At 66.4% G+C, this 26,032-nt stretch carries 20 protein-coding genes and 1 pseudogene; 9 read left to right on the forward strand and 12 right to left on the reverse strand.

Annotated features, from left to right (window positions below; genetic code table 11):
• Positions 1-376 precede the first annotated feature (376 nt).
• The 7 genes from E3T37_RS09920 (at position 377) to pgl (ending at position 9,813) form a co-directional block, all read left to right on the forward strand.
• The gene (locus E3T37_RS09920; protein WP_134366625.1) at positions 377-1,321 is read left to right on the forward strand and encodes a heme A synthase; all 945 of its coding nucleotides are present in this window, start codon (positions 377-379) and stop codon (positions 1,319-1,321) included.
• Between the two features lie 214 nt (positions 1,322-1,535).
• The gene (gene tkt, locus E3T37_RS09925) at positions 1,536-3,629 is read left to right on the forward strand and encodes a transketolase (protein ID WP_134366626.1); all 2,094 of its coding nucleotides are present in this window, start codon (positions 1,536-1,538) and stop codon (positions 3,627-3,629) included.
• A 60-nt stretch (positions 3,630-3,689) separates the two neighbouring features.
• On the forward strand, positions 3,690-4,829 hold the full coding sequence (gene tal, locus E3T37_RS09930; protein ID WP_134366627.1) for a transaldolase: 1,140 nt from the start codon (positions 3,690-3,692) through the stop codon (positions 4,827-4,829).
• A complete protein-coding gene (locus E3T37_RS09935; RefSeq protein WP_134366628.1) occupies positions 4,826-6,433 on the forward strand; it encodes a glucose-6-phosphate isomerase in 1,608 nt (535 codons plus the stop codon). The genes tal and E3T37_RS09935 overlap by 4 nt, the downstream gene beginning before the upstream one ends.
• Positions 6,434-6,539: 106 nt before the next feature.
• Complete coding sequence (gene zwf, locus E3T37_RS09940; RefSeq protein ID WP_134366629.1) at positions 6,540-8,081, forward strand: glucose-6-phosphate dehydrogenase; 1,542 nt, start codon at positions 6,540-6,542, stop codon at positions 8,079-8,081.
• Positions 8,078-9,046: a glucose-6-phosphate dehydrogenase assembly protein OpcA gene (locus tag E3T37_RS09945; RefSeq protein WP_134366630.1), complete on the forward strand. Its 969-nt coding sequence runs from the start codon at positions 8,078-8,080 to the stop codon at positions 9,044-9,046. The genes zwf and E3T37_RS09945 overlap by 4 nt, the downstream gene beginning before the upstream one ends.
• Entirely contained in the window at positions 9,043-9,813 is a 771-nt protein-coding gene (gene pgl / locus E3T37_RS09950; RefSeq protein ID WP_134366631.1) for a 6-phosphogluconolactonase, read from the forward strand. Before E3T37_RS09945 ends, pgl begins: the two co-directional genes overlap by 4 nt.
• A gap of 74 nt (positions 9,814-9,887) precedes the next feature.
• Here the strand turns inward: pgl and E3T37_RS09955 are convergent, their stop codons facing one another.
• The 12 genes from E3T37_RS09955 to coaE all read right to left on the reverse strand — a co-directional run bounded on the left by E3T37_RS09955 (position 9,888) and on the right by coaE (position 24,162).
• Positions 9,888-10,256, reverse strand: a complete 369-nt coding sequence (locus E3T37_RS09955; protein ID WP_134366632.1) for an RNA polymerase-binding protein RbpA — start codon at positions 10,254-10,256, stop codon at positions 9,888-9,890.
• A gap of 77 nt (positions 10,257-10,333) precedes the next feature.
• Positions 10,334-10,585, reverse strand: a complete 252-nt coding sequence (gene secG, locus E3T37_RS09960) for a preprotein translocase subunit SecG (protein ID WP_134366633.1) — start codon at positions 10,583-10,585, stop codon at positions 10,334-10,336.
• Between the two features lie 139 nt (positions 10,586-10,724).
• Positions 10,725-11,525, reverse strand: a complete 801-nt coding sequence (gene tpiA / locus E3T37_RS09965) for a triose-phosphate isomerase (RefSeq protein ID WP_134366634.1) — start codon at positions 11,523-11,525, stop codon at positions 10,725-10,727.
• Complete coding sequence (gene pgk / locus E3T37_RS09970) at positions 11,516-12,730, reverse strand: phosphoglycerate kinase (RefSeq protein ID WP_134366635.1); 1,215 nt, start codon at positions 12,728-12,730, stop codon at positions 11,516-11,518. The genes tpiA and pgk overlap by 10 nt, the downstream gene beginning before the upstream one ends.
• A gap of 11 nt (positions 12,731-12,741) precedes the next feature.
• Complete coding sequence (gap, locus tag E3T37_RS09975) at positions 12,742-13,746, reverse strand: type I glyceraldehyde-3-phosphate dehydrogenase (RefSeq protein ID WP_134366636.1); 1,005 nt, start codon at positions 13,744-13,746, stop codon at positions 12,742-12,744.
• Positions 13,747-13,832: 86 nt separating this feature from the next.
• A complete protein-coding gene (locus E3T37_RS09980; RefSeq protein WP_134366637.1) occupies positions 13,833-14,459 on the reverse strand; it encodes a superoxide dismutase in 627 nt (208 codons plus the stop codon).
• Positions 14,460-14,578: 119 nt separating this feature from the next.
• Entirely contained in the window at positions 14,579-15,559 is a 981-nt protein-coding gene (whiA, locus tag E3T37_RS09985) for a DNA-binding protein WhiA (RefSeq protein ID WP_134366752.1), read from the reverse strand.
• 98 nt (positions 15,560-15,657) lie between these two features.
• Positions 15,658-16,533 carry an RNase adapter RapZ gene (gene rapZ, locus E3T37_RS09990; protein WP_134366638.1) on the reverse strand — a complete coding sequence of 292 codons (876 nt, stop codon included), beginning with the start codon at positions 16,531-16,533 and terminating at the stop codon, positions 15,658-15,660.
• Positions 16,534-16,595: 62 nt separating this feature from the next.
• On the reverse strand, positions 16,596-18,485 hold the full coding sequence (uvrC, locus tag E3T37_RS09995; RefSeq protein WP_134366639.1) for an excinuclease ABC subunit UvrC: 1,890 nt from the start codon (positions 18,483-18,485) through the stop codon (positions 16,596-16,598).
• Between the two features lie 17 nt (positions 18,486-18,502).
• Complete coding sequence (uvrA, locus tag E3T37_RS10000) at positions 18,503-21,370, reverse strand: excinuclease ABC subunit UvrA (protein WP_134366640.1); 2,868 nt, start codon at positions 21,368-21,370, stop codon at positions 18,503-18,505.
• A gap of 88 nt (positions 21,371-21,458) precedes the next feature.
• Positions 21,459-23,522: an excinuclease ABC subunit UvrB gene (uvrB, locus tag E3T37_RS10005; RefSeq protein WP_134366641.1), complete on the reverse strand. Its 2,064-nt coding sequence runs from the start codon at positions 23,520-23,522 to the stop codon at positions 21,459-21,461.
• A 10-nt stretch (positions 23,523-23,532) separates the two neighbouring features.
• Positions 23,533-24,162 carry a dephospho-CoA kinase gene (gene coaE, locus E3T37_RS10010; protein ID WP_134366642.1) on the reverse strand — a complete coding sequence of 210 codons (630 nt, stop codon included), beginning with the start codon at positions 24,160-24,162 and terminating at the stop codon, positions 23,533-23,535.
• Between the two features lie 565 nt (positions 24,163-24,727).
• Between coaE and E3T37_RS10015 the strand changes: the two are divergent.
• Together E3T37_RS10015 and E3T37_RS10020 are read left to right on the forward strand one after the other, a co-directional pair.
• A pseudogene (locus E3T37_RS10015) lies at positions 24,728-25,733 on the forward strand (transposase).
• A 19-nt stretch (positions 25,734-25,752) separates the two neighbouring features.
• Positions 25,753-26,031: a hypothetical protein gene (locus tag E3T37_RS10020; RefSeq protein WP_134366643.1), complete on the forward strand. Its 279-nt coding sequence runs from the start codon at positions 25,753-25,755 to the stop codon at positions 26,029-26,031.
• The last annotated feature ends 1 nt before the right edge of the window (position 26,032 follow it).

The raw sequence follows: 26,032 nt of genomic DNA on the forward strand, positions 1-26,032 counted from the left end.
CGAAACCCCGCGCCTGGCGGACGCGCCCGCCGCATCGGAATCGGACCAACCAAACTCGTACGTACCGAGCCCCGCAAGTTCGGGGCGGTCAAGCAGGACGTCGGACATATCTACCTCTTCTCCCAACCACGACAACCCGGATATCAGTCCGGTCATTCCAGGGAAGGCCTCCGGCCGGAGGGCAGACACGGGAACGCGTTGTGTGAGCGGCTACGTTGCGTACCTAAGATGTTCACAGACGACGGTGTGTTGCGCCACGGTTATGTCAACTGCGGTGTCGCCGCCCAGGAAACACCTAATTCTACAGGCTAGCCATGGGATTAGTAGTGCGGTCCGGCGTTTTCACACATCGCGCACGAGACAGGAAGCTGAACCGGTGAAACGTATTGCGGAGTGGTTGCCCACCAGGATCGACAGGCGTGTCCGGGTGATCGCGTGGGTCTACCTGGCCGCCCAGATTCTCCTGGTCGGCACGGGCGGGCTCGTGCGCCTGACGAGTAGCGGCCTCGGTTGCCCGACCTGGCCGAAATGCACCGCGGATTCCCTGGTCAACACACCCGAAATGGGCATCCACGGGTTCATCGAGTTCGGCAACCGTCTGCTGGGCGTCGCCCTGGGCCTGATCGCGATCGCGGCGTTCCTGGCCGTGGTGCGGTTGCGCCGGGAGCGGCCCGACCTGTTCCGGCTCGCACTGCTGGCCGGGCTCGGCATCCCGGCCCAGGCCGTCATCGGTGGGATCAGCGTTCTCGTGCAGCTGAACCCTTACGTGGTCGGCCTCCACTTCGTGATCTCCGTCGCCCTGGTCGTGCTCTGCACCGTGTTCGTGCACCGGGTCTACACCGGTCGTGTGCAGCGCACCCTCGCCGTGCCGCGCTGGTACCGTGCCGTCGCGTGGGTCACGAGCGCCTTCGTGCTCCTCACCATCCTGGTCGGGATCCTCACCACCGGCTCCGGCCCGCACGCGGGCGACGTGGACGCCCCGCGCACCGGCCTTGACCCGGAGTTCCTCCAGCACATCCACAGCTGGCCGGCCTACCTGACCGTGGCCTTCACCCTGGTGTTGATGGTCACCGGAGTGTCTCGCGGCCTGCAGACGCGAGGCTGGGCGATGCTGCTGCTGCTCGTCGAGGCCGTGCAGGTCGGGGTCGGCCTGATCCAGGCCAACACGGGACTGCCGGCCGGCCTGGTCGGCATCCATATGGTGCTGTCCTGCATCCTCGCGGCCGTGATGACCGCGCTCCTGTTGAATCTGAGCGCCCCCATCGACACCCGCACGGTCTCCCCCGGATCATCACCGGCCGACCTCGTCGCCAAACGGTAGTGCGCCGGAGGATTATGGGGCGCCCCATACTCCGGCCCAACCGCGGGTTGCCTATACTGGGGATGCTCGCCAATCACGGTGCATGCAGGCATGATCCACCGGAAATGGCCTCTGCTGCGAAACCATGATGACGCTGATGTCCACGGGCGCGCACACCAGCGGGTGCGGGTTCTCGACAACCTGCCCCCTTTGTATCCAGAAGGGTCAATACCAAGTGGCAGCATTGCAGTGGGATTCGATTGACAACAAGGCGGTCGACACCGCACGCCTGCTCGCGGCCGACGCCGTGGAGAAGGTCGGGAACGGGCATCCCGGCACGGCCATGAGCCTTGCCCCGGCCGCCTACCTCCTGTTCCAGAAGGTCATGCGCCGCGACCCGTCCGACAACGACTGGCTGGGCCGCGACCGGTTCGTCCTTTCCGTCGGTCACAGTTCCCTCACGCAGTACGTGCAGTTGTACCTGGGCGGCTATGGGCTCGAGCTCGACGATCTGAAGGCTCTGCGCACCTGGGGCTCCAAAACCCCCGGCCACCCGGAATACGGCCACACGGACGGGGTCGAGATCACGACCGGTCCCCTCGGACAGGGCCTCGCCTCCGCTGTCGGCTTCGCCTACGCGTCCCGCTTCGAACGCGGACTGTTCGACCCGGAGGCCGCCGCCGGCACGAGCCCCTTCGACCACTTCGTGTACGTGATCGCCGGCGACGGCGACCTGCAGGAAGGCATCACGAGCGAGGCTTCGTCCCTCGCCGGCCACCAGCAGCTCGGCAACCTGATCGCGATCTACGACAGCAACCAGATCTCGATCGAGGACGACACCAACATCGCGTTCACCGAGGATGTGGCCGCGCGTTATGACGCGTACCACTGGCACGTGCAGACGGTCGATTGGAAGAAGACGGGTGCCTACGTCGAAGACGTCGCCGCCCTCAACGACGCCATCGAGGCGGCCAAGGCCGTCACCGACAAGCCGTCCCTGATCATCCTGAAGACCATCATCGGCTGGCCCAGCCCGAAGAAGCAGAACACCGGAAAGATCCACGGTTCTGCTCTCGGCGCCGACGAGCTGGCCGCCGTCAAGACCGTGCTCGGTTTCGACCCGGCGCTGAACTTCGAGGTGTCCGACGAGGTCATCTCCCACACCCGCCAGGCGGTGGCGCGCGGCGCCGCGGTCCACGCGGAGTGGACCACCGCGTTCGACGCCTGGGCTGCCGCCAACCCGGAGCGGAAGGCGCTGCTCGACCGGGTTCTCGCCGGCGACCTGCCCGAGGGCGTCGACGCGGCGCTGCCCGTGTTCGAGGCCGACATCGAGGTCTCGACCCGTGCCGCTTCCGGCAAGGTGCTCACCGCCCTCGGCACCGTCATCCCCGAGCTCTGGGGCGGCTCCGCCGACCTCGCCGAATCGAACAACACGACCATCGGGGGCGCGGCGTCGTTCATTCCGAGCGAGCACTCCACCGGCGAGTGGACGGGCAACTCCTATGGCCGGGTGCTGCACTTCGGCATCCGCGAGCATGCCATGGCGGCCATCCTGAACGGCATCGTGCTGCACGGGAACACCCGCCCGTTCGGCGGAACGTTCCTGATTTTCAGCGACTACATGCGACCGGCCATCCGCCTGGCCGCCCTGATGAAGTCTCCCTCGATCTTCGTCTGGACCCATGACTCCGTCGCACTCGGCGAGGACGGCCCCACACACCAGCCGATCGAGCAGCTGGCGACCCTGCGCGCCATCCCGGGACTCGACGTTGTGCGACCCGGCGACGCCAACGAGGTTTCCTGGGCCTGGAAGACCATCCTCGAACGGCGCCAGGGACCGGCCGGGATCGTGCTGACCCGCCAGAACATTCCCGTGGTCCCGCGTGGCGACGGCGATGCCCACGGTGAGGTTTTCGCATCCGCGCGGAACGTCGCCCGGGGCGCCTACATCCTCGCCGAAGCGCCGGGAGGCACCCCCGACGTGATCCTGATCGGCACGGGTTCGGAGGTGCAGCTCGCCCTGGCCGCCCGTGAGCAACTGCGGGTCGACGGCATCCACGCCCGTGTCGTGTCTGCTCCCAGCCTCGAGTGGTTCCAGGAGCAGCCCGCGGAGTACCGCGAAAGCGTGCTCCCCCGTGAGATCACGGCCCGGGTGTCGGTCGAGGCCGGCATCGCCCTGACCTGGACAAGCTACGTCGGCGACCGCGGCCGCAGCGTCTCGATCGAGCACTTCGGCGCCTCGGCCGACTACAAGACCCTGTTCCGCGAATTCGGAATCACCACCGAGGCCGTCGTCGCCGCAGCCAAGGAATCCCTCGCCGCCCACTGACTCAACGGTCGGCGGCACCACATTCGGAACAACCTGCACATTTTTTAGGAGATTAGAGACATGACAGAGAACACTCCCCTCGCCGAACTTTCCCTCGCCGGCGTCAGCATCTGGCTGGACGACCTGTCCCGCGAACGGATCGTTTCCGGCGGGCTGCAGAACCTGATCGACACGAAAAACGTCGTCGGCGTCACCACCAACCCGACGATCTTCGCGGGCGCCCTCAGTAAGGGTGAGGCGTACGCCGAGCAGGTGGCCGCCCTCGCGGCCGCCGGCACCAGTGTGCACGATGCCGTGTTCGAGATCACGACGGATGACGTCACCGCGGCCAGCGACATCTTCCGCCCGGTCTACGATCGCACCAACGGCGTCGACGGACGCGTCTCGATCGAGGTCGAGCCTGGCCTCGCCCACGACGCGGCCGGCACCATCGCGCAGGCCCAGGAACTGTGGGCGAAGGTCAACCGTCCCAACGCCATGATCAAGATCCCGGCCACCGTTGAAGGGCTAGACGCCATCACCGCGACGATCGCGCTCGGCATCAGCGTCAACGTCACCCTGATCTTCAGCCTCGAGCGGCACCGCCAGGTCATCAACGCGTACCTCTCCGGCCTGGAGAAGGCCAAGGCCGCCGGCATCGACCTGTCCACGATCCACTCCGTGGCATCGTTCTTCGTGTCGCGGGTGGACACGGAGATCAACGCACGCCTCGAGGCCATCGGCACCGACTCGGCCCTCGCGCTGAAGAGCAAGGCCGGCGTCGCGAACGCCCAACTCGCGTATCAGGTCTTCGAAGAAGCATTCTCGACCGAGCGTGCCCTCGGCCTGCTGAGCGCGGGCGCCAACAAGCAGCGCCCGCTGTGGGCCTCCACCGGCGTCAAGGACCCCACGCTTCCCGCCACCCTCTACGTGACCAACCTGGTTGCCCCCGAGGTCGTCAACACCATGCCGGAGAAGACCCTCGCGGCGACCCTCGACCACGGAATCATCCCCGCGAACTCGGTCACCGGCGCGTACGACGAGGCCAACCTCGTCCTCGACGCCCTCGCCAACGAAGGCATCTCCTACGCCGACGTCACCCAGGTGCTCGAGACCGAGGGCGTCTCCAAGTTCGTGGTGTCCTGGAACGAGCTGCTGGACACCGTGACCCAGGCGCTGGATGCCGCCAAGACCGCCACCCGAAACGGTGCCGACCGGTGAGCTTCCGCATCTCCGTCAGTGGCGCCGCGGCCGACGCCGTGCGCGCCACCGTCCCCACCCTCGTCGCCGACCTCGTCGCCTCCGGCATCACCGCGCTGGACCCCGCCCTGTGGGGCCCCGACGCGGAAGCCGAAGCCGCCAAACGGCTCGGCTGGACCGAGTCCGTCGCCGATTCCCGCCCGCTGATCCCCGAGATTCTGGCCCTGCGCGATTCGCTGCGCGCCGCCGGAGTCACCCGCATCGCCCTCGCCGGCATGGGCGGGTCTTCCCTCGCCCCCGAGGTCATCACGCGCACCGCCGGGGTTCCCTTGACGGTCCTGGACTCCACGGACCCCGGCCAGGTGCTCGCCGCCCTCGGCGATCACCTCGCCGAGACCGCTCTGGTCGTCTCGTCCAAGTCCGGTTCGACGGCGGAAACCGACAGCCAGCGCCGCGTGTTCGAGCGGGCCTTCCGTGAGGCCGGGATCGACCCGGTCGACCGGATCATCGTGGTGACCGACCCGGGCTCCCCGCTCGACGCGGATGCCCGCTCGGTCGGCTACCGGGTGTTCAACGCCGACCCCACCGTCGGCGGGCGCTTTTCCGTACTGACGGCATTCGGACTCGTTCCGTCCGGACTCGCCGGCGTGGACATCGCGGAGCTCCTCGATGAAGCCGAGTCCATCTCGCTCTCGCTCGCCATCGACAGCCCGAAAAACCCCGGACTCATCCTCGGCGCGGCCATCGCGGCGACGAACCCGCGCAAGGACAAGCTCGCCCTCGTGGCCGACGGCACCCACATCGTCGGGTTCCCGGACTGGGCCGAACAGCTCATCGCCGAGTCGACCGGCAAGCAGGGCACCGGAATCCTCCCCGTCGTCCTCGACCCCACCGCACCCGAACTGACCGAGAACCTGCCCGACGTGCAGATCCTGCGCCTCGTCGACGACGCCGGCCTTCACCTGTTCGCCGACCACGACGGACGGGGCGAGATCCGCGTCAGCGGCACCCTCGGCGCCCAGTTCCTGGTCTGGGAGTACGCGACCGTCGTCGCGGGCCGTCTGCTCGGCATCAACCCGTTCGATCAGCCGGATGTCGAGGCCGCCAAGATCGCGACCCGTGGACTTCTCGACTCCCGCCCCGAGCCCGCCCCGGCCGCTTTCATCTCGGACGGCATCGAGATCCGGGGCACAGCCCACGTCATCGGCGCCGCGAGCGACCTCGCGTCTGCCATCGATGCCCTGATCGAGGAGCTCGGCCCGGACGGGTTCATCTCCGTGCAGGCCTACGTGAACCGGCTGGAACTGCCGCAGCTCGCGCAGATCCGCAGCCTCCTGGCCGCGCTCTCGAAGCGTCCGGTGACATTCGGCTGGGGGCCCCGGTTCCTGCACTCCACCGGTCAGCTGCACAAGGGCGGCCAGACCACCGGCGTCTTCCTGCAGATCCTGACGACCCCCGAGGTGGACCTGGACATCCCGGAGCGCCCGTTCACCTTCGGCGAGCTCATCCAGGCCCAGGCCAGCGGCGACGCCAGCGTTCTTGCCGCACACGGCCGCCCGGTCCTGACGCTGACGCTGACCCAGCCGCAGAAGAACATCACAACCCTGTTCGACGCCCTGCGCTGACGATCCGGCGCCGACCCTTCCGGGGCCGGCGCCGTCATCGTTTCCGCCGGACGGACTCAGCGCCGCACCGCCTCACCGCCTCACCGCCCCATCCTGAAGGAGCCGCATGCCCCCGGTGGAAATCACCCCGGAGTTCAATCCGCTGCGATCGCCGTCCGACCACCGTCTGAACCGGATTGCCGGGCCCAGCAGCCTCGTCATTTTCGGCGTCACCGGTGATCTGTCGCGGAAGAAACTCATGCCGGCGGTGTACGACCTGGCCAACCGAGGTCTCCTGCCTCCCGGCTTCGCTCTCGTCGGCTTCGCCCGGCGAGACTGGGACAACGAGGACTTCATGAAGGTGGTGCACGACTCCGTCAAGCAGTACGCGCGCACCGATTTCCACGAGGACGTCTGGGCACAGCTGGCCGAGGGAATCCGTTTCGTCCCCGGTTCCTTCGACGACGATGCCTCCTTCGAACTGCTGAAGGAGACCATCGCAGAACTGGACCGGGAGCGGGGCACGATGGGCAACCATGCGTTCTACCTCTCGATTCCGCCGAAGGCCTTTCCCCTCGTCACCGAGCAGCTCAGGCGGTCCGGGCTCGCCGAACAGAAGGACGGGCAGTGGCGCAGAGTCGTCATCGAGAAGCCGTTCGGCAGTGACCTGCAGACGGCGCGAAAGCTGAACGACGTCGTCGAGTCGGTCTTCTCCCCCGACTCCGTGTTTCGGATCGACCACTACCTGGGCAAGGAGACGGTGCAGAACATCCTTGCGCTGCGTTTCGCCAATCAGCTCTACGAGCCGATTTGGAACGCCAACTACGTCGACCACGTGCAGATCACCATGGCGGAGGACATCGGCGTGGGCGGCCGCGCCGGCTACTACGACGGCATCGGCGCCGCCCGAGACGTCATCCAGAACCACTTGCTCCAGCTCCTGGCCCTGACCGCGATGGAAGAGCCCATTTCGTTCGACGCGACGGACCTGCGCGCCGAGAAGGAAAAGGTACTGGCCTCCGTGCGGCTCCCGGACGACCTGGCCACCGGCACGGCTCGCGGCCAGTACGCGGGCGGGTGGCAGGGCGGCGAGAAGGTTCCCGGCTTCCTCGACGAGGATGGGATGGACCCCGAGTCCCTCACCGAGACGTATGCTGCGATCCGCTTGAGCATCGACACGCGTCGCTGGTCAGGGGTCCCCTTCTACCTGCGCGCGGGAAAGCGCCTCGGCCGCAGGGTCACCGAGATTGCCGTTGTCTTCAAACGCGCCCCCCAGCATCTCTTCGCCAAGGCCAACACGACTCCCCTCGGCGAGAACGCGCTGGTCATCCGGGTGCAGCCCGATGAGGGCGTCACCATCCGTTTCGGCTCCAAGGTGCCCGGCGTCGGCATGCAGGTGCGGGATGTGACCATGGACTTCGGCTATGGGCACGCCTTCACCGAGGCCAGCCCGGAAGCTTACGAACGTCTGATCCTGGATGTGCTCCTCGGCGATCCGCCCCTGTTCCCCCGGCACGAGGAGGTCGAACTGTCCTGGAAGATCCTCGACCCGATCGAGGAATTCTGGGCGACGCAGGGACAACCCGAGCAGTACCGGCCGGGAACCTGGGGTCCGTCCACCGCCGATGAACTTCTGGCCCGCGACGGCCGACACTGGAGACGCCCATGATCGTCGATCTGCCCAACACGACCACGTCCAAGATCTCAAAAGCCCTGGTCAGGATCCGCGAGGAGGGCGGCGCCGTCGCCCTCGGCCGCGTGTTGACGCTGATCATCGCGTCGACGATGGGTCACGAGGAAGAGGCGATCGAGGCGGCGAACGATGCCTCGAGGGAACACCCGATGCGGGTCATCGTGATGTCCACGCCCGAGTCCGACCCGACCGACCCGCACGCCTCCGCCCGGATCGATGCCGAAATCCGGGTCGGCGGTGACGCCGGGGCGAGCGAGGTGATCGTGCTTCGTGCCTACGGCGACGCCGCCAGCGACCAGGAAAGCCTGGTCACGGGGTTGCTCCTACCGGACGCCCCGGTCGTGGCCTGGTGGCCCGGTGTGGCCCCGGTCGTGCCCGCCGAGTCCCCGCTTGGGCGGATCGCCTACCGGCGCATCACGGACGCCTCCGCCCAGCCGGACCCGCAGGCGGCCCTGCACCACCTGTGCGCCTCGTACCGTCCCGGCGACACGGACTTCGCCTGGACCCGGTTGACCCTCTGGCGCGCCCAGCTCGCCGCCGTGCTCGACCAGCCCCCGTATCTGCCGGTCACGGCGGTGCGGGTGTCAGGCGCCGCCGACTCGCCGTCGACGACCCTGCTCGCCGCCTGGCTGTCGATGCAGCTCCAGGTCCCGGTGGACTACGAATTCACGACGGGACCGATGTCCCACGGCATCCGCTGCGTGCACCTGACGCGCTCGGCCGGCGTCATCTCCCTCGAACGCGAGGTCCCCGACATCGCGACGCTCACCCAGCCGGGTCAACCGGTTCAGGACCTCACCCTCAAACGTCGAAGCCTGCGGGACTGTCTCAGCGATGAGCTGCGCCGCCTGGATCCAGACGAACTGTATGGTGAAGTCATCACGCGCGGCCTACCGCACCTTGACGATGTGGTCGCAGAATTAACCGGAGGACGATCGTGACCAACGAACGACGAGTACTGGTGCACCCTAACCGGGCTGCCCTGGCGGCTTCGGTCGCCGCTAGATTCATCACCACCGCGGTTGACCTCCTGCACGAGCAGGGCGACCTCAACGTGGTCCTCACCGGGGGGTCCGTGGCCGTCGAAGTGCTGGAGGCCGTCAACGCCTCCGCGGCCCGCGACACCATCGACTGGGAGCAGGTGGCATTCTGGTGGGGCGACGAACGCTGGGTGCCCAAAAACCACCCCGAACGTAACGAGCTCCAGGCCCGCACGGCTCTGCTGGACCACATCGAGATTCCTGCTGGGAACATCCACCCCTTCGCCGCGTCGGACGAGGGACTCGACCTGGACGAGGCCGCCGCCAGCTACGCCGCCGAGCTGGAGTCCCACTCGATCGAAGGAACGGCCCTGCCGCGCTTCGACGTCACGTTCCTCGGTGTGGGCCCCGACGGCCACGTCGCGTCCCTGTTCCCGCATCAGGCCGGAATCCGGGAAAACGCCGCCAGCGTGATCGCGGTGCGCTCCTCGCCGAAACCCCCGGCGGAGCGCCTCAGCCTCACCCGACCGGCCCTCAACTCGTCGCGGTGCATCTGGATGGTCCTGGCCGGCCCGGACAAGGCCTCGGCCCTGGGCCTCGCCCTCGCGGGAGCCAGCCGGGATGAGGTCCCCGTGGCCGGGATCAAAGGTCGCCGGTACACGAACTTCTTCGTCGACCGTGAGGCCGCCGCGGAGGTTCCCGAGAACCTCACCGCGTCCTCCTTCTGACCGGGTCACGCCGAACAGGCACGAAAAAGGCCCCGACATCGTCGGGACCTTTTCTGGTTCGTGGTGACGTCAGGTCAGTTCGTGGCCGTCAGCTTTCCTCGGCGAACGCGAAGCTGCTGGAGTGCCTCCTCGAGCAGGGATTCCGCTTCCTCCTCCGTGCGCCGTTCCTTGACGTACGCGAGGTGGGTCTTATACGGCTCGAGCTTGACGACCGAGGGCGGGTTTTCCTTGTCGCGTCCGGCCGGCAGGCCGGAGGACGGGCAGTCGATGGTTTCGGGGATCTCGTCGTCGGGCAGATTGGCCGCGAAGTAGCGAACGGTCTCGTTGCCGAGGGCGTCCCAGTAGGACACCTTGATGCGGTCCGCGTGGAAACCGCGGTCCTGCTCGCCCATGGGGCCAGCTCCTACACGGGAGCCACGGATTGCGCTGCCACCAGATGCCATGTTGTTCCTCCGCTTGAAAAGGGCCTGAAGCCGATCGGCCGAATGAGCTGGTACTCGTCAAAACTGTGGAGCGGGCGTTACAGTCCCGCGTCGAATTTGGTGATCAACCCGAGGATCACGATGCAGGTTATCCAGAGCAGGGCGAGGATGACCGTGATGCGGTTGAGGTTGCGCTCCGCCACGCCTGAAGCCCCGAGGTTCGAGGTGACACCACCGCCGAACATGTCGGACAAGCCTCCACCGCGCCCCTTGTGCAGCAAAATGAGCATGGTGAGCAGCAGGCTCGTAATTCCGAGCAATACCTGCAGTACAACCTGGAGAATCTCCACGCGAAACCTTTCACAGTGCGGTGGCAGCAAAAGCCCCACCAAGATCAGTCATAATCATAGCCTGCATCACGAACCAACCCGCCGACCCCCGGAACGGGGGCCGACGGGTTGGTTCATTACCAGCGTCGGGGATGAACCCCTACAGGCCGACGTGCTTCTGGAACCGGACGATGCTCGAGAACTCGTCGATGTCCAGGCTGGCGCCGCCGACGAGCGCGCCGTCAACGTTGGGCTCGCGCATGTAACCCGCGATGTTGACGCCCTTCACCGAACCGCCATACAGGATGCGCGTCTTGTCGGCCACATCCTGACCGAGCGTTTCCTTGAGCACGAGACGCAACTGTGCCGCCACCTGCTCGGCCTGTTCAGGCGTTGCCGCCTGGCCGGAGCCGATCGCCCAAACGGGCTCGTAGGCGACGACGAAGTCGGCCGCGTCAGTGACACCGGACAGGGCCGCACGCAGCTGGGCAACCGGCACCGCACTCGGGCCGTGCAGTTCCAGGTCCGCGGCGGTCTCGCCGACGCAGATGATTGGTACCAAATTGTGCTTGAGCGCTGCCGAAACCTTGGCCGCGACCTGCTCGTCGGTCTCCGCGTGCAGCGTGCGCCGCTCGGAGTGCCCGATGAGCACGTACTTGCACTCAAGCTGGGCCAGGAACGCACCGGAGATCTCGCCGGTGTACGCGCCTGAATCGTGTGCCGACAGGTCCTGGGCGCCGAAGGCGATCGGGAGCTTGTCGGCGGACACCAGCGTCTGCACCGAGCGGAGGTCGGTGAACGGCGGGAAAACCGCCACCTCGACCGCTGCGACATCGTGCTTGGCGTCCTTCAGGTTCCAGGCGAGCTTTTGCACGAAGGCGATGGCCTGGAGGTGGTCCAGGTTCATCTTCCAGTTGCCTGCAATCAGCGGAGTACGCCGTGGGTGTTCGTTTACTGCCATCCGAGGACCTCCAGTCCTGGCAGGCGCTTACCCTCGAGGAACTCGAGGCTCGCGCCGCCGCCGGTAGAAATGTGACCGAACTGGTCATCGGTGAAGCCGAGGGTGCGCACCGCGGCGGCAGAGTCTCCGCCACCGACAACGCTCAAACCGTCGACCTCGGTCAGCGCGGCGGCAACCGTGCGGGTGCCCTCCGCGAACGGGGCCAGCTCGAACACGCCCATCGGGCCGTTCCAGAAGACCGTCTTGGACGCCCGGATGATGTCAGCGAATGCCGCTGCCGTCTCCGGCCCGATGTCCAGGCCGAGACCTGAGGCTCCGAAGGTGGTGTCTTCGATACCGCTGGCCGGGGTGACTGCGATTTCCGCGTCGGCCCCGAACTTCGAGGCGACGACGACGTCCGTCGGGACCACGATCTTCACGCCCAGGCGCTCAGCCTCCTGAAGGTAACCGCGAACGGTTTCGATCTGGTCGGCTTCGAGCAGGCTTGCGCCGACCTTGTGACCCTGGGCTGCGAGGAAGGTGTAGGCCATGCCGCCGCCGATGAGCAGCGAATTGACGCGGGGCAGCAGGTGCCCGATGACGCCCAGCTTGTCCGAGACCTTCGAGCCGCCCAGGACCACCGCGTACGGAGCCTCGGGCTTCTCGGTGAGGCGGTCGAGGACTTCGAGCTCCGCGGCGATCAGGAGGCCGGCCGCGCTGGGAAGAATCCCCGCGAGGTCGAACACGCTGGCCTGCTTGCGGTGCACGACGCCGAAGCCGTCGGACACGAGCACATCGCCCAGAGCGGAAAGCTCCGTGGCGAACGCGCCGCGCTCGGCGTCATCCTTCGCGGTCTCCCCCGCGTTGAAGCGGAGGTTCTCGAGAACGACGACCTCCCCGTCGGCGAGGGCGGCCACGGCGGCCTGAGCCGAAGCACCGACCGTGTCCGTGGCGAAGGCCACGTCCGCGCCCAGCAGTTCGGCGAGTCGGACCGCCACCGGGGCCAGGCTGTACCTGGCTTCCGGGGCGCCCTTGGGGCGTCCGAGGTGCGAAACGATCACAACTCGGGCACCCTGCTCACGCAGAGCCTTGATCGTCGGCAGGGACGCCCGCACGCGGCCATCATCCGTGATCTCGCCGTCTTTCAACGGCACGTTGAGGTCACAACGGACGATGACGCGCTTTCCGCTCAGCTGTCCCAGTGATTCGATAGTACGCAGCGTCACTGCGGACCCCGTTAGAGGCTCTTGGCGACGAGCGCGGTGAGGTCAACCATGCGGTTGGAGTAGCCCCACTCGTTGTCGTACCAGGAGGACAGCTTGACCTGGTCGCCGATGACGCGCAGCAGGCCGGCATCGAAGATGGAGGAGTGCGGGTCGGTGACGATGTCGCTGGAGACGATTTCATCTTCCGTGTACATCAGGATTCCCTTGAGGGGGCCCTCGGCGGCAGCCTTGTACGCAGCCTTGATGGCCTCGACCGTGACCGGACGCTCAGCAATGACGGTGAGGTCGGTGATGGAACCGGTGGGAACCGGAACGCGTAAAGCGAAGCCGTCAAGCTTGCCCTTGAGCTCGGGGAGGACGATGCCCAGGGCCTTGGCGGCACCGGTCGACGTCGGGATGATGTTCACGGCTGCGGCACGGGCGCGACGCAGGTCGGAGTGCGGGCCGTCCTGCAGGTTCTGGTCGGCGGTGTACGCGTGGATGGTCGTCATCAGGCCGGACTTGATGCCGAAGTTGTCGTTGAAGACCTTGGCGAGCGGCGCGAGGCAGTTCGTGGTGCACGACGCGTTGGAGATGATGTCGAACTTGGCCGGGTCGTAGTCCTGCTCGTTGACGCCCATGACGATCGTGGCCGCGTCGCCTGTGGCGGGAGCGGAGACGATGACCTTCTTGGCGCCGGCGGTGATGTGCTTGCGCGCGTCCTCGGCCTTGGTGAAGCGACCGGTCGACTCGATCACGATGTCGACGCCCAGGGCGCCCCAGGGAAGGTTGGCCGGGTCGCGCTCGGCGAGGACCTTAATCGGCTTGCCGTCGACGATGATCGAGTCACCCTCAACGGAAACGGTGGCGTTCAGGCGACCGGTGATGGAGTCATATTTAAGGAGGTGAGCCAGCGTCTTCGTGTCGGTGAGGTCGTTCACAGCGACGATCTCGATGTCACTGCCCTGGGCGAGGGCAGCGCGAAGATAATTGCGGCCAATGCGGCCGAATCCGTTAATACCAATCTTTACAGACACAGATGACTCCTAATATTTGTGCGCCGGAGCGCGTTTTGATGGTTGAAACGGGACGGGCTGCGGGCCCCCGGAGGGGCCCGGCTCCTCTAGGAGAGGAGCAGCAGTCCGTTGGTCTTTTCGCGTGCCACGGAGAAGCGCTCCTGGACGTTCGCCCAGTTGACGATGTTCCAGAAGGCCTTCACGTAATCGGCACGAACGTTGCGGTAATCGAGGTAGTACGCGTGCTCCCAGACGTCCAGCATCAGCACCGGGATGGTGCCGGCGGCGAAGTTCGCCTGCTGGTCGAAGAACTGCTGGATGATCAGTCGCTGGCCGATGGAGTCCCAGGCGAGCACCGCCCAGCCGGAGCCCTGCACACCGAGCGCCACCGCGGCGAAGTGCGCGCGGAACTTGTCGAACGAGCCGAAGTTGTCGTCGATGGCGCCGGCCAGCTCGCCAGTGGGCTTGTCGCCACCGTCCGGGGAGAGGTTCGTCCAGAAGATCGAGTGGTTGACGTGACCGCCGAGGTTGAACGCAAGGTCCTTCTCGAGCTTGTTCACGTAGGTGAGGTCGCCGGCGTCGCGGGCCTCGGCCAGCTGTGCAAGGGCCGTGTTAGCCCCGGTCACGTACGCCTGGTGGTGCTTGCCGTGGTGCAGTTCCATGATGGTGCCGCTGATGCTCGGCGCGAGGGCCGAGTAGTCGTAGGCCAAAGCCGGAAGTGTGTATTCAGCCAATGTGCATCTCCTCTGTAGTGGACGACGCGAAATGCGCCGCTACCAGTTCGTGAGCAACTATTTCAGTCTACTCAGGATGGGGTGGACCTGTGACGGGGATGTGGGAAAGCTGGACGCCGCTAGACGTCGTCGAGGTCGGCGGGCAGGTTGGCGTCGGTGCCGGGGATCCCCTGGTCTGCGGCTTTCTTGTCGGCCATGGCCAGCAGCCGGCGGATGCGGCCAGCGACGGCATCCTTCGTCATCGGCGGGTCCGCGTGGTGACCGAGCTCGTCGAGGCTGGAGTCCCGGAAGGAGAGGCGCAGGTCGCCCGCGTAGCGCAGGTGTTCCGGAATGTCCTCGCCGAGGATCTCCATGGCCCGCTGCACCCGGGCGCACGCAGCAACGGCGGCCTGGGCGGAGCGCCGCAGGTTGGCGTCATCGAAGTTGACCAGGCGGTTGGCGGTCGCTCGCACCTCGCGGCGCTGGCGGAGGGCCTCCCAGTTGAGCACCGTCTCCTGCGCGCCCATGTGCACGAGCATCGCGCCGATCGCGTCGCCGTCACGGATCACGACGCGGTGCACGCCGCGCACCTCGCGGGCCTTCGCGGCCACGCCGAGGCGTCCGGCGGCGCCCACCAGCGCCATGGCGGACTCGTTCCCCGGGCAGGTGACCTCCAGCGCTGCGGAGCGCCCCGGATCGGTGAGCGACCCGTTGGCCAGGAAGGCGCCGCGCCAGACGGCGGCGATTTCCTCCCGGGACCCGGTGGTGAGGCGGTTCGGTAACCCGCGGATGGGGCGTCGCCTGGCATCGAGCAGACCCGTCTGCCGCGCGAGGGTCTCGCCTCCCTCGAGCACGCGAACGAGGAAGTGGCTATTGCGGCGCAGGCCGGAGGCGTCGATCACGGAAACGTCGCTGCGCACGCCGTACAGTTCGGCCAGGTCCTTCCGCACCCGGCGGGCCAGCAGTGCGGTGTCGAGCTCGGATTCGATCGCGATCCGGCTGGAGATCATGTGCAGGCCCCCGGAAAACCGGAGGATCGTCGCCAATTCCGCGGCGCGCACCGTGGTCTTTGAAACTTCAACGCGAGCAAGCTCGTCTTTAACGTCGGCGGTGAGTGCCAATCGCTTGTCCATTCTGTCGTCCTGGCCCAGGGTTCTGGACGTTGTGTTCGTACTGGCCGGTGTCGGCGTCTGCTTGACGCAGGCATCGATGGCCGTGGCTATTCTCGGCCGAGGTCGCGATTCTTGAGGCTGACGGCGACGCCGGGGAAGTCTTTGATCAGAGCCGCGATTTCAGCGGCCATGGCAACCGAGCGGTGCTTGCCGCCCGTGCAGCCGACGGCGATGGTGGCGTGACGCTTGTTCTCCCGCTGGTACCCCGCGAGCACCGGTTCGAGGGCGGCGGCGTAGTGCGCGATGAACTCCCGTGCGCCGGTCTGTTCGAGCACGAAGTCCCGCACCTCGGCGTCCTGCCCGTTGTGCGCCCGGAGCTCGGGGATCCAGAACGGGTTCGGCAGGAAGCGGACATCGGCCACCATGTCGACGTCGGTGGGGAGACCGTACTTGAAACCAAAGCTCATCAGGGTCACGTGCACCCCGGCGGCGTCCGCGGCCGCGAAGCGTTCGGTGATGGTCGTGGCGAGCTGGTGGATGTTCAGGTCGGACGTGTCGATCACGAGGTCGCACGACTCGCGCACGGCGCTGAGCTTGGACCGCTCGGCCGAGATGCCGTCGAGGATGGTGCCGTCGGCCTGCAGCGGATGCGGCCGCCGCACGGATTCGAAGCGGCGCACGAGCACGTCGTCCCGCGCCTCGAGGAAGATGACCCGCACCTGGGCGCTCTTGCGCAGCGAGTGCACGATCTCCTGGAAGTCGGTGAAGAAGTCGCGCCCGCGGATGTCGACCACGGCGGCGATCTTCGGCAGGCTCGTGCCGGCGCGGCCGACGAGTTCGACGAGCGGGCGCAGCATCTGCGGCGGCAGATTGTCGACCACGTACCAGCCGAGGTCTTCCAAGGCATTTGCGACGGTCGAGCGACCTGCCCCGGACATGCCCGTCACGATAAGCATTTCCTGCCTGTCGTTCTCCGTTGTCATTCTGAACTGCGCCTTCGGTTGGATGTGGCCTGAGTGACCAGCCTACCGATCAGCAGAGCGCTTCAGGAGCGCAAATGCTCGTGGATGGCTGTCGCCAGCACCGGTCCGATGCCCCGGACCTCGGAGATGGCGTCCGCCGGGGCCTCCTTGAGACGCGCGACGGAGCCGAAATGCTGCAGCAGCACCTTCACCCGGGCGGGACCGAGCCCGGGGATCTCCCCCAGCACCGTGTTGATGTCGCGCTTGCGCCTGGTGCGCTGGTGCACGATCGCGAACCGGTGGGCCTCGTCGCGGATGCGCTGGATCAGGAACAGTGCATCGCTGTTGCGGGGCAGGATCACGGGATAGTCGGAGTCGGGCAGCCAGATCTCCTCGAGCCGCTTGGCGATGCCGCAGAGCTGGATGCCCGTGACGCCGGATTCGCGCAGGGCCCGGGCCGCCGCGGCCACCTGGGGCTGGCCTCCGTCGACGATCAGGAGGTTCGGCTGGTACCTGAATTTCTTGCGCTTCCCCGAGGCGTCGCCGACCGGGGCATCCGTCGTCGCAGTCTCGGCGTCGGCCCCCCCCTCCTCGGGCACCAGGTATGCCAGGCGGCGAGTGAGGGTGCGGTAGATGGAGTCGGTGTCATCGGTCGACTCCGGGATGCTAAACCGGCGGTATTCGTCGGTGCGCGGCAGGCCGTCCTCGAACACGACCATCGACGCGACGATGTTGGTGCCGCTCAGGTGGGAGACGTCGTAGCACTCCATGCGCAGGGGGGCCGAGGGCATCTCCAGCGCCTCCTGGATGTCTTCCAGCGCCTTGGACCGGGCGACGAAGTCGGAGCTTCTGCGGGTCTTGTAGAGCATCAGGGCGTGCTTGGCGTTCTGCGTGGCGGTCGCGAGCAGGGCCGCCTTCTCCCCCCGCTGGGCCGCGACAAGCCTGACCTTGCGCTTGGCCAGGCCGGCCAGCCAGATCTCCAGCGCCTCGGCGTCGTCGGGCAGGAGCGGCACCACGATTTCCCGCGGCGGCACGGCACCCCCGCCGTAGGCCGTCTGCATGACCGAGTCGATCAGTTCACCCGTCGACACGTCGAGCTCCTTGTCGACCATCCAGCCGCGCACACCACGGATGCGCCCGCCCCGGACGATGAACAGCTGCACCGCGGCAGCCAGCTCGTCCTCTTCGATGGCGAAGAGGTCGATGTCGACGCTGTCCCGCAGCACGACGGCGCTCTTCTCCAGCACGGCGTTGAGGGCCAGGACCTGGTCCCGGCGCTTCGCGGCGACCTCGTAGTTCTGGTGCGCCGCGGCATCCTTCATCTCCGCGGTCAGCGTGTTGATCAGCTTTCGATCCTGGCTACCCATGAAACTGACGAACTGGTTCACGATAACCCGGTGTTCCTCGATGGTCACCTTGCCGGAACAGGGACCGAAGCAGCGGCCGATCTGGCCCGCGAAGCACGGCTTGCCCGACTGCATGGCGCGCTTGTAGTTGGAGTTGTTGCAGGTGCGGATCGGGAAGGCCTTGAGCATGAGCTCGATGGTCTCGTGCACGGCCCAAACCTTCGGATACGGACCGAAATACCGGGCCCTGCGGATTCCCGTGGTGCGGGTGACAAGGGCGCGCGGGGCCTCGTCGGCGAGGGTGACGGCGAGGTAGGGGTAGGACTTGTCGTCCTTGAACTTCACGTTGAACGGCGGGTCGAACTCGTTGATCCACGTCCATTCGAGCTGGAGCGCCTCGACCTCGGTGCCGACGACGGTCCATTCGACCGAGGTGGCCGTGGTGACCATGCGCCGGGTGCGCTCGTGCAGGCTGCTGAGCGGGGCGAAATAGTTCGCGAGACGGGCCCGCAGGCTGTTGGCCTTGCCGACGTAGAGCACCCGTCCGGTTTCGTCGCGAAACCGGTAGACCCCCGGGCTCGTGGGGATTTCTCCGGTCTTGGGCCGGTAGCTCAGCGCGTCGGACATGGTATCCCTGCTCGCGCCTACTGCGCTGCCAGGACCTCCTTGAGGAACGTGCCGGTGTGGCTCTTCTTCACGGTGGCGATGTGCTCCGGCGTCCCCGTGGCGAGCACGAGGCCGCCGCCGGAACCGCCCTCGGGGCCAAGGTCGATCACCCAGTCCGCGCACTTGATCACGTCGAGGTTGTGCTCGATCACGATCACCGTGTTGCCTTTGTCGACGAGGCTGTTCAGCACGAGCAGCAGCTTGCGCACATCTTCGAAGTGCAGGCCGGTCGTCGGCTCGTCGAGCACGTACACGCTGCGGCCGTTGGAGCGCCGCTGCAGCTCGGTGGCGAGTTTGACCCGCTGGGCCTCGCCGCCGGAGAGCGTGGTCGCGCTCTGGCCGAGCCGCACGTAGCCGAGCCCCACCTCGACGAGGGTCTTCAGGAAGCGGTGGATCGCGGAGATCGGTTCGAAAAAGTCGGCGGCCTCGCTGATGGGCATGTCCAGCACCTCGGCGATGCTCTTGCCCTTGTAATGCACGGTGAGGGTGTCTCGGTTGTACCGGGATCCCCCGCAGACCTCGCAGGCCACGTAGACGTCCGGCAGGAAGTTCATCTCGATCTTGATCGTGCCGTCGCCGGAGCAGGCCTCGCAGCGGCCGCCCTTGACGTTGAAGCTGAACCGGCCGGGCAGGTACCCGCGCGCCTTCGCCTCGACGGTCTCGGAGAACAGGGTGCGGATCTTGTCGAACACGCCGGTATAGGTCGCCGGGTTCGAGCGCGGGGTGCGCCCGATCGGCGCCTGGTCGACGTGGATGACCTTGTCGAGGTGGTCGAGTCCAGTGACGCGGGTGTGGCGCCCGGGAAGCTTGCGGGCGCCGTTGAGCCGGTTGGCCAGGACGCGGTACAGGATGTCGTTCACCAGCGACGACTTGCCCGATCCGCTGACCCCGGTGACCGCGGTGAAGGTACCGAGCGGGAAGCTGACGGTCACCTTCCTGAGGTTGTTCGCCTCCGCGCCGACGACCGTGATCTCCCGGGCGGGGTCGATCTCCCGCCGGGTCGTGGGCGTGGGGATCGATTTGCGGCCGGCCAGGTAGTCGCCGGTCAGAGACGCGGTGTTCGTGAGCAGGTCGGCGTACGAGCCGGAGTGCACGACATGCCCGCCGTTGACGCCGGCCCCGGGGCCGATGTCGACGATCCAGTCCGCCGTCTTGATGGTGTCCTCGTCGTGCTCGACCACGATCAGGGTGTTGCCGAGGTCGCGCAGCGTGACGAGGGTCTCGATCAGGCGCCGGTTGTCGCGCTGGTGCAGGCCGATGCTCGGCTCGTCCAGCACATAGAGCACGCCGGTGAGTCCGGAGCCGATCTGGGTCGCCAGCCGGATGCGCTGGGCTTCGCCGCCGGAGAGGGTCGCCGCGGCGCGGGCCAGGTTGAGGTAGTTCAGGCCGACCCGGATCAGGAAGTCCAGGCGTGCCTTGATCTCCCGCAGGACCTGGGCCGCAATGACCGCCTCCCGGTCGGTGAGCTCGAGCTTGTTCATGAAGACTCGCGCGTCACTGAGGCTGAGGTTGCAGACATCCGCGATGCTCGCGTCGTGCACGAGCACCGCGAGCACCTCGGGCTTGAGCCGGGTGCCGGCGCAGACGGGGCAGTCGACCTCGCGCAGGTACTCGCCCCAGCGTGCCCGCTGCGTGTCGGACTCGGCCTGGAGGTACTGGCGCTCGATGTAGGGGACGACACCCTCGAAGCCGGAAGTGTAGCTCATCTCCCGGCCGTAGCGGTTCTTCCACTTCACCTTGACCTCGAAGTTGTCGCCGCGGAGCACGGCGTTCTGCACCTCCTCGGGGAGGTCGCCCCAGGGGGTGTCGAGGGAGAAGTCCAGGTCGCGGGCGAGGCCGTCGAGGAGCTTCTCGTAGTACTGGAACAGGCCCTTGCCCTGGGTGGTCCAGGGCAGGACCACGCCTTCCGCGATGCTCAGTTGCGGATCACCGAGGAGGAGGTCGGCATCGACCGACATGCGCGTGCCGAGACCGGAGCATTCGGGGCAGGCGCCGAACGGGGCGTTGAATGAGAAGGTGCGGGGTTCGATCTCGGTCAGCTGCACGGGGTGGTTGTTGGGGCAGGAGAGCTTCTCCGAGTAGCTCTGCCAGGCCTCGTCGCCCTCGAGGTCGACGTAGTTGATCTGCACGATTCCGTCGGTCAGTTTGAGCGCGGTCTCAAGGGAGTCCGTGAGCCGGCTGAGCAGCTCGGGTGCGGCGACCAGCCGGTCGATAACCACGGAGATGTCGTGCTTGACCTGCTTCTTCAGGGTGGGCGGCTCGCTGAGCTGAATCTGGGTGCCGTCGACGATGGCCCGGGAATAGCCGCCGGCCGCGAGTTCCTTGAACAGGTCGACGAATTCGCCCTTCTTCTGCGAGACCACGGGGCTGAGTACCTGGTACCGCACGCCCGTCTCGAGCTCCATCAGCTGGTCGGCGATCTGCTGCACGGTCTGCGCCTGGATGACCTCACCGCAGACCGCGCAGTGCGGAATGCCGATGCGCGCCCAGAGCAGCCGCATGTAGTCGTAGACCTCGGTGATGGTGCCCACGGTCGAGCGCGGGTTGCGGTTGGTCGACTTCTGATCGATTGAGACGGCCGGGCTCAGGCCCTCGATGAAATCGACGTCGGGTCGGTCCACCTGCCCCAGGAACTGGCGCGCGTAGGCGGAGAGCGACTCAACGTATCGCCGCTGGCCCTCCGCGAAGATGGTGTCGAACGCGAGGGAGGACTTGCCGGAGCCGGACAGCCCGGTGAACACGACAAGCGAATCCCGAGGGATCTCCAGGTCGACGTTGTGCAGGTTGTGCACACGCGCACCGCGGACGTTGAGTTTTGACCCGGACTCTACCTTGGAAATTGACACTTTTCGAGTCTATGCAGTGCGCCGACACTGATACACCCAGAACAACGCTCTGAGCGAACACGTGTTCGAATTTTTGTTCGGAAGCCGGTCAGATGTGGCCGGCCTTCTCCATCTGACGCAGCTCACGCTTGAGCTCGGAGACCTCGTCGCGCAGCCGGGCCGCGAGTTCGAACTTGAGTTCCCCGGCCGCCTCGAGCATCTGGCCGTTCAGGTCGGCGATGATGGATTCGAGGTCGTTGGCGCCGTTCGCGGCCAGTCCCTGCCGGCGCGGGGTCGCAGCGACGCTTTTCCGGCGCGCGTCGCGGCCGGCCAGGAGCTCGGCCGTGTCGGCTTCCTCCCTCGCCAGAACCTCGGTGATATCCGCGATGCGCTTGCGGAGCGGGGTGGGGTCGATGCCGTGCAGCGTGTTGTAGGCGACCTGTTTCTCGCGGCGACGATCGGTTTCGTCGATGGCACGCTCCATCGAGGCCGTGAGCCGGTCGGCATACATGTGCACCTCGCCGGAGACGTTGCGGGCCGCGCGCCCGATGGTCTGGATGAGAGACGTCGCCGACCGGAGGAAACCCTCCTTGTCGGCGTCGAGGATGGCGACCAGCGACACCTCGGGAAGGTCGAGCCCTTCCCGGAGCAGGTTGATGCCGACGAGAACGTCGTAGACACCGGCCCTGAGCTCGGTCAGGAGCTCGACCCGGCGCAGGGTGTCGACGTCGGAGTGGAGGTACCGCACCCGGACACCGGCCTCGGTCAGGAAGTCGGTGAGTTCTTCCGCCATCTTCTTCGTCAGAGTGGTGACCAGGACGCGCTCGTTCCGTTCGACACGCTTGTGGATCTCCTCGAGCAGGTCGTCGATCTGGCCCTTGCTCGGCTTCACGACGATCTGCGGGTCGATCAGCCCGGTCGGGCGGATGATCTGCTCCACGACACCGTCGGCGATGCCCATCTCGTACTTTCCCGGCGTCGCGGACAGGTAGACGGTCTGGCCGACCCGTCCCTTGAATTCGGAGAATTTGAGCGGCCGGTTGTCCAGGGCGCTCGGCAGGCGGAATCCGTGTTCGACGAGGGTGCGCTTGCGGGACGAGTCGCCCTCGTACATGGCGCCGATCTGCGGCACCGTCACGTGGGACTCGTCGATGACCATCAGGAAATCGTCGGGGAAGTAGTCCAGGAGGCAGTGCGGGGCCTCCCCCGGGGCCCGGGCGTCGATGTGCCGGGAATAGTTCTCGATCCCGGAGCAGAAGCCGATCTGTTCCATCATCTCGAGGTCGAAGGTCGTGCGCATGCGGAGGCGCTGGGCTTCGAGCAACTTGCCTTCACGTTCGAGCTGTTCCAGCCGCTCGGCGAGTTCTTCCTGAATGGTGACGATCGCGCGCTGCATGACATCCGTGCTCGCCACGTAGTGCGACCCGGGGAAGACGGACACCGACTCGAGTTTCCTCACGATGTCGCCGGTGAGCGGATGCAGGCTGTACAGCGCTTCGATCTCGTCGCCGAACATCTCGATCCGGATCGCGAGCTCTTCGTACATCGGAATGATCTCGATGGTGTCGCCGCGCACCCTGAAATGCCCCCGGGAGAAGTCGACGTCGTTGCGTTGGTACTGCATCGCCACGAACTTGCGGATCAGCCAGTCCCGGTTGATCTGCTGGCCGACCTGCAGGGCGACCATCGCCTGAAGGTAGCCCTCGGGCGTGCCGAGACCGTAGATGCACGACACGGTGGACACGACGATGACGTCCCGCCGGCTGAGCAGGGAGTTAGTGGTGGAGTGCCGCAGCCGCTCGACCTCGGCGTTGATCGAGGAGTCCTTCTCGATGAAGGTGTCGGTCTGGGGCACGTAGGCCTCGGGCTGGTAGTAGTCGTAGTAGGACACGAAGTATTCGACAGCGTTATTGGGCATCAGCTCGCGGAACTCGTTCACGAGCTGAGCTGCCAGGGTCTTGTTGTGGGCCAGGACCAGGGTCGGGCGCTGCACCTGCTCGATCAGCCAGGCGGTGGTCGCGGATTTGCCGGTTCCGGTGGCGCCGAGCAGCACGATGTCGGTCTCCCCGGCATTGATCCGGCCGGCCAGTTCGGCGATCGCGGTGGGCTGGTCGCCGCTCGGTGTGTACTCGCTGACCACCTCGAACGGATGCACTGAGCGCGTGGGTTCCATGATATCTAGTCTAAGGAGCAGCCCTGACAGTACGGTCTTCGCGTCCGGCGTGAATCTGTTCCCAGAGCAGGTCTACCTGCTCGAGAGTCTGCTCGAGGGTGCCTCCGGTCTCGAGGACCACGTCGGCGATTGCGAGCCGCTCGGCGTCGCTGGCCTGCGAGCGGATCCTGCGTTCCGCCTCACCGGCATCCATCGCGCGCAGATCCACCATGCGGCGCACCCGGGTCTCCTCGTCGGCCTGGGTGACCACGACCAGGTCGAACGGATGGTCGACGGCGGCTTCCACGAGCAGGGGCACGTCGTAGACGACGACTGCCTCCGGGTCGGCTCGTTCTGCCTCCCTGATGCGCGCGTTGGACATCGCCCGCACCGCCGGGTGCACGATCGCGTTGAGGCGGCTGAGCGCATCCGGGTCGGCGAAGACCAGTGCGCCCAGGGCCGCTCGATCCAGGGCGCCCTCGGCATTGAGTACCCCCGGGCCGAAGGCATCGGCGATCTGCGCGAGGGCCGGGGTGCCCGGTCCGACCGCGAGCCTCGCCAGATGGTCGGCGTCGATATGCACGGCGCCGTGCTGCACGAGTTGGCGCGCCACAGTGCTCTTTCCGGATGCGATCCCGCCGGTCAGTCCAATCAAGTACACGCCTGTAATGCTAACGGCCCGTGCTCATCCGCACCTTTGTCAGCGGGGGGGCGGGCAGTCCACCGTCGTTGCCGACACGGATGGCGTCGGCAATGCCGACGGTGACGGTAATCCGGCCGGCCAGGCCCGCAGTGCGGCCGATATGTTGATTCGGGCTCTTCCCACGAACGAACGCTGTCGCACATTGCGCGCCTGGGCGCGAACTTTTTTCTGCCGGGGCATGCGGAACAAAGTTCTACCAGACGGTCGCCGCGGCCCGCCATTCACTCGTCATGTGCGCGGTTGGTCCGGCTTACGGGACAGCGGATGACCCCACGCGCGACGGCAGAATGTCGTCAGCAGAGTCCGAGCCGGTGGCACTTGGGAAACGCAAAGACGATCTTGTACTTGTGTCTATTGGATAGACGTTGGTCATCCTCGTAGAGGGCACTGGTGCTGGACTGTCCGGTTACGTCCCCGTGAGTGGTGTGATTTCCCGCTCTTGAGCGTTGCTTCGTCAACGTGAGGAGCCACCGTGGGATGGTCAGTGAGTACCGATCAAAGAACTCACAAAGGACACCACACGATGGCTCTAGACCAGTCTGCCCTGCTTGACCTGCTGGGAGAACTCAAACTCACCGATGTCACCGACCGAATCCGCGTCGCGACCGAAACTCTCTATCAAGAATTGATCGATGCGGAGGCGACCGCGTTCATCGGCGCCGCCCCGTTCGAACGCTCCGGCGACCGCACCGCCCACCGCAACGGCACCCGGCCGCGGACGTTGACGACGACGGCCGGGGACCTCGATCTGAAGATCCCGAAGCTGCGCGCCGGCTCCTTCTTCCCGGCGCTGTCGGAGCGGCGCCGCCGGGTCGACCAGGCGTTGTTCGCGGTCGTGATGGAGGCCTACGTTCACGGTGTATCGACCCGGAAGGTCGACGATCTGGTCAAGGCGCTCGGTGCTGACACCGGGATCTCGAAGTCGGAAGTGTCCCGGATCTGCGCGGGCCTGGATGCCGAGGTCGCCCAGTTTCGCGACCGCACCCTCGCCGCGCGGAATAAGGGCACCACCGGCGACATCGGCATAATCCGGAGGTCGGCATAAGGTGCACTTCATGCGCAACGTCCTCGCCGTGGTGCCGAAGGGATCGCAGGACATGGTCGCCTCGATCATCCGCACCATCTTCGCCCAACCCGACCGCGAGCACATCGAGAAACAGTTCCGCGAGGTGACCACGATGCTGGACCGCTCGCACCCGAAGGTCGCGGCGATGCTCGTCGACGCGCAACCCGACCTCCTCGCCTTCGCCGGCTTCCCAAGGCGGCACTGGCGCCAGATCTGGTCCACGAACCCGCTCGAACGGGTGAACAAGGAGATCAAACGCCGCACCGACGTCGTCGGCGTCTTCCCCAACGCCGCGGCCCTGCTGCGCCTGGCCGGGTCGGTGTTGATCGAGCAGCACGACGAGTGGGAAGCTGGCGAAAGACGCTACTTCTCCGAGGCCTCGATGCTCGAGCTGGCCGTCATGAACAACCCCATCGAGGTCCTCGACGAGGCGGTGATCCTCCCCGAACTCGCCACCGCCTAGACTAAAACCACTGACCTGCATGGTGTTGAGAAATTCCACCACTCAGTGGGACGTGACCTTGGAAGCGGCGCTCGATCTTCATCCCGAGGATGCTCCCAAGATCGCCTTCCAGATCAACGCACCGCTCACCGCATTGCATTTGAAGCCGTTCAACTTTGCCTCCCCCAACGACATTGACCGGTATCTCACCGGGACCGGAGCGGACACAGACCGATCAGGCGCATTTCGTTCAATCCCCAAGACCTCCGACAACGCATTCCTGACACTGGACGCCCTGATGCAAACCATCTCCCGCTGAG

Source organism: Cryobacterium sp. TMT2-10, assembly GCF_004403075.1.
Classification (GTDB): domain Bacteria; phylum Actinomycetota; class Actinomycetes; order Actinomycetales; family Microbacteriaceae; genus Cryobacterium; species Cryobacterium shii.

Bases quoted from the DNA above. Each gene is read 5' to 3' on its own strand.
- tal (WP_134366627.1), top strand. From the start codon at position 3,690: ATGACAGAGAACACTCCCCTCGCCGAACTTTCCCTCGCCGGCGTCAGC.
- zwf (WP_134366629.1), top strand. From the start codon at position 6,540: ATGCCCCCGGTGGAAATCACCCCGGAGTTCAATCCGCTGCGATCGCCG.
- E3T37_RS09945 (WP_134366630.1), top strand. From the start codon at position 8,078: ATGATCGTCGATCTGCCCAACACGACCACGTCCAAGATCTCAAAAGCC.
- E3T37_RS09955 (WP_134366632.1), bottom strand. From the start codon at position 10,256: ATGGCATCTGGTGGCAGCGCAATCCGTGGCTCCCGTGTAGGAGCTGGC.
- tpiA (WP_134366634.1), bottom strand. From the start codon at position 11,525: ATGGCAGTAAACGAACACCCACGGCGTACTCCGCTGATTGCAGGCAAC.
- rapZ (WP_134366638.1), bottom strand. From the start codon at position 16,533: ATGACAACGGAGAACGACAGGCAGGAAATGCTTATCGTGACGGGCATG.
- uvrC (WP_134366639.1), bottom strand. From the start codon at position 18,485: ATGTCCGACGCGCTGAGCTACCGGCCCAAGACCGGAGAAATCCCCACG.
- uvrB (WP_134366641.1), bottom strand. From the start codon at position 23,522: ATGGAACCCACGCGCTCAGTGCATCCGTTCGAGGTGGTCAGCGAGTAC.
- E3T37_RS10020 (WP_134366643.1), top strand. From the start codon at position 25,753: ATGGTGTTGAGAAATTCCACCACTCAGTGGGACGTGACCTTGGAAGCG.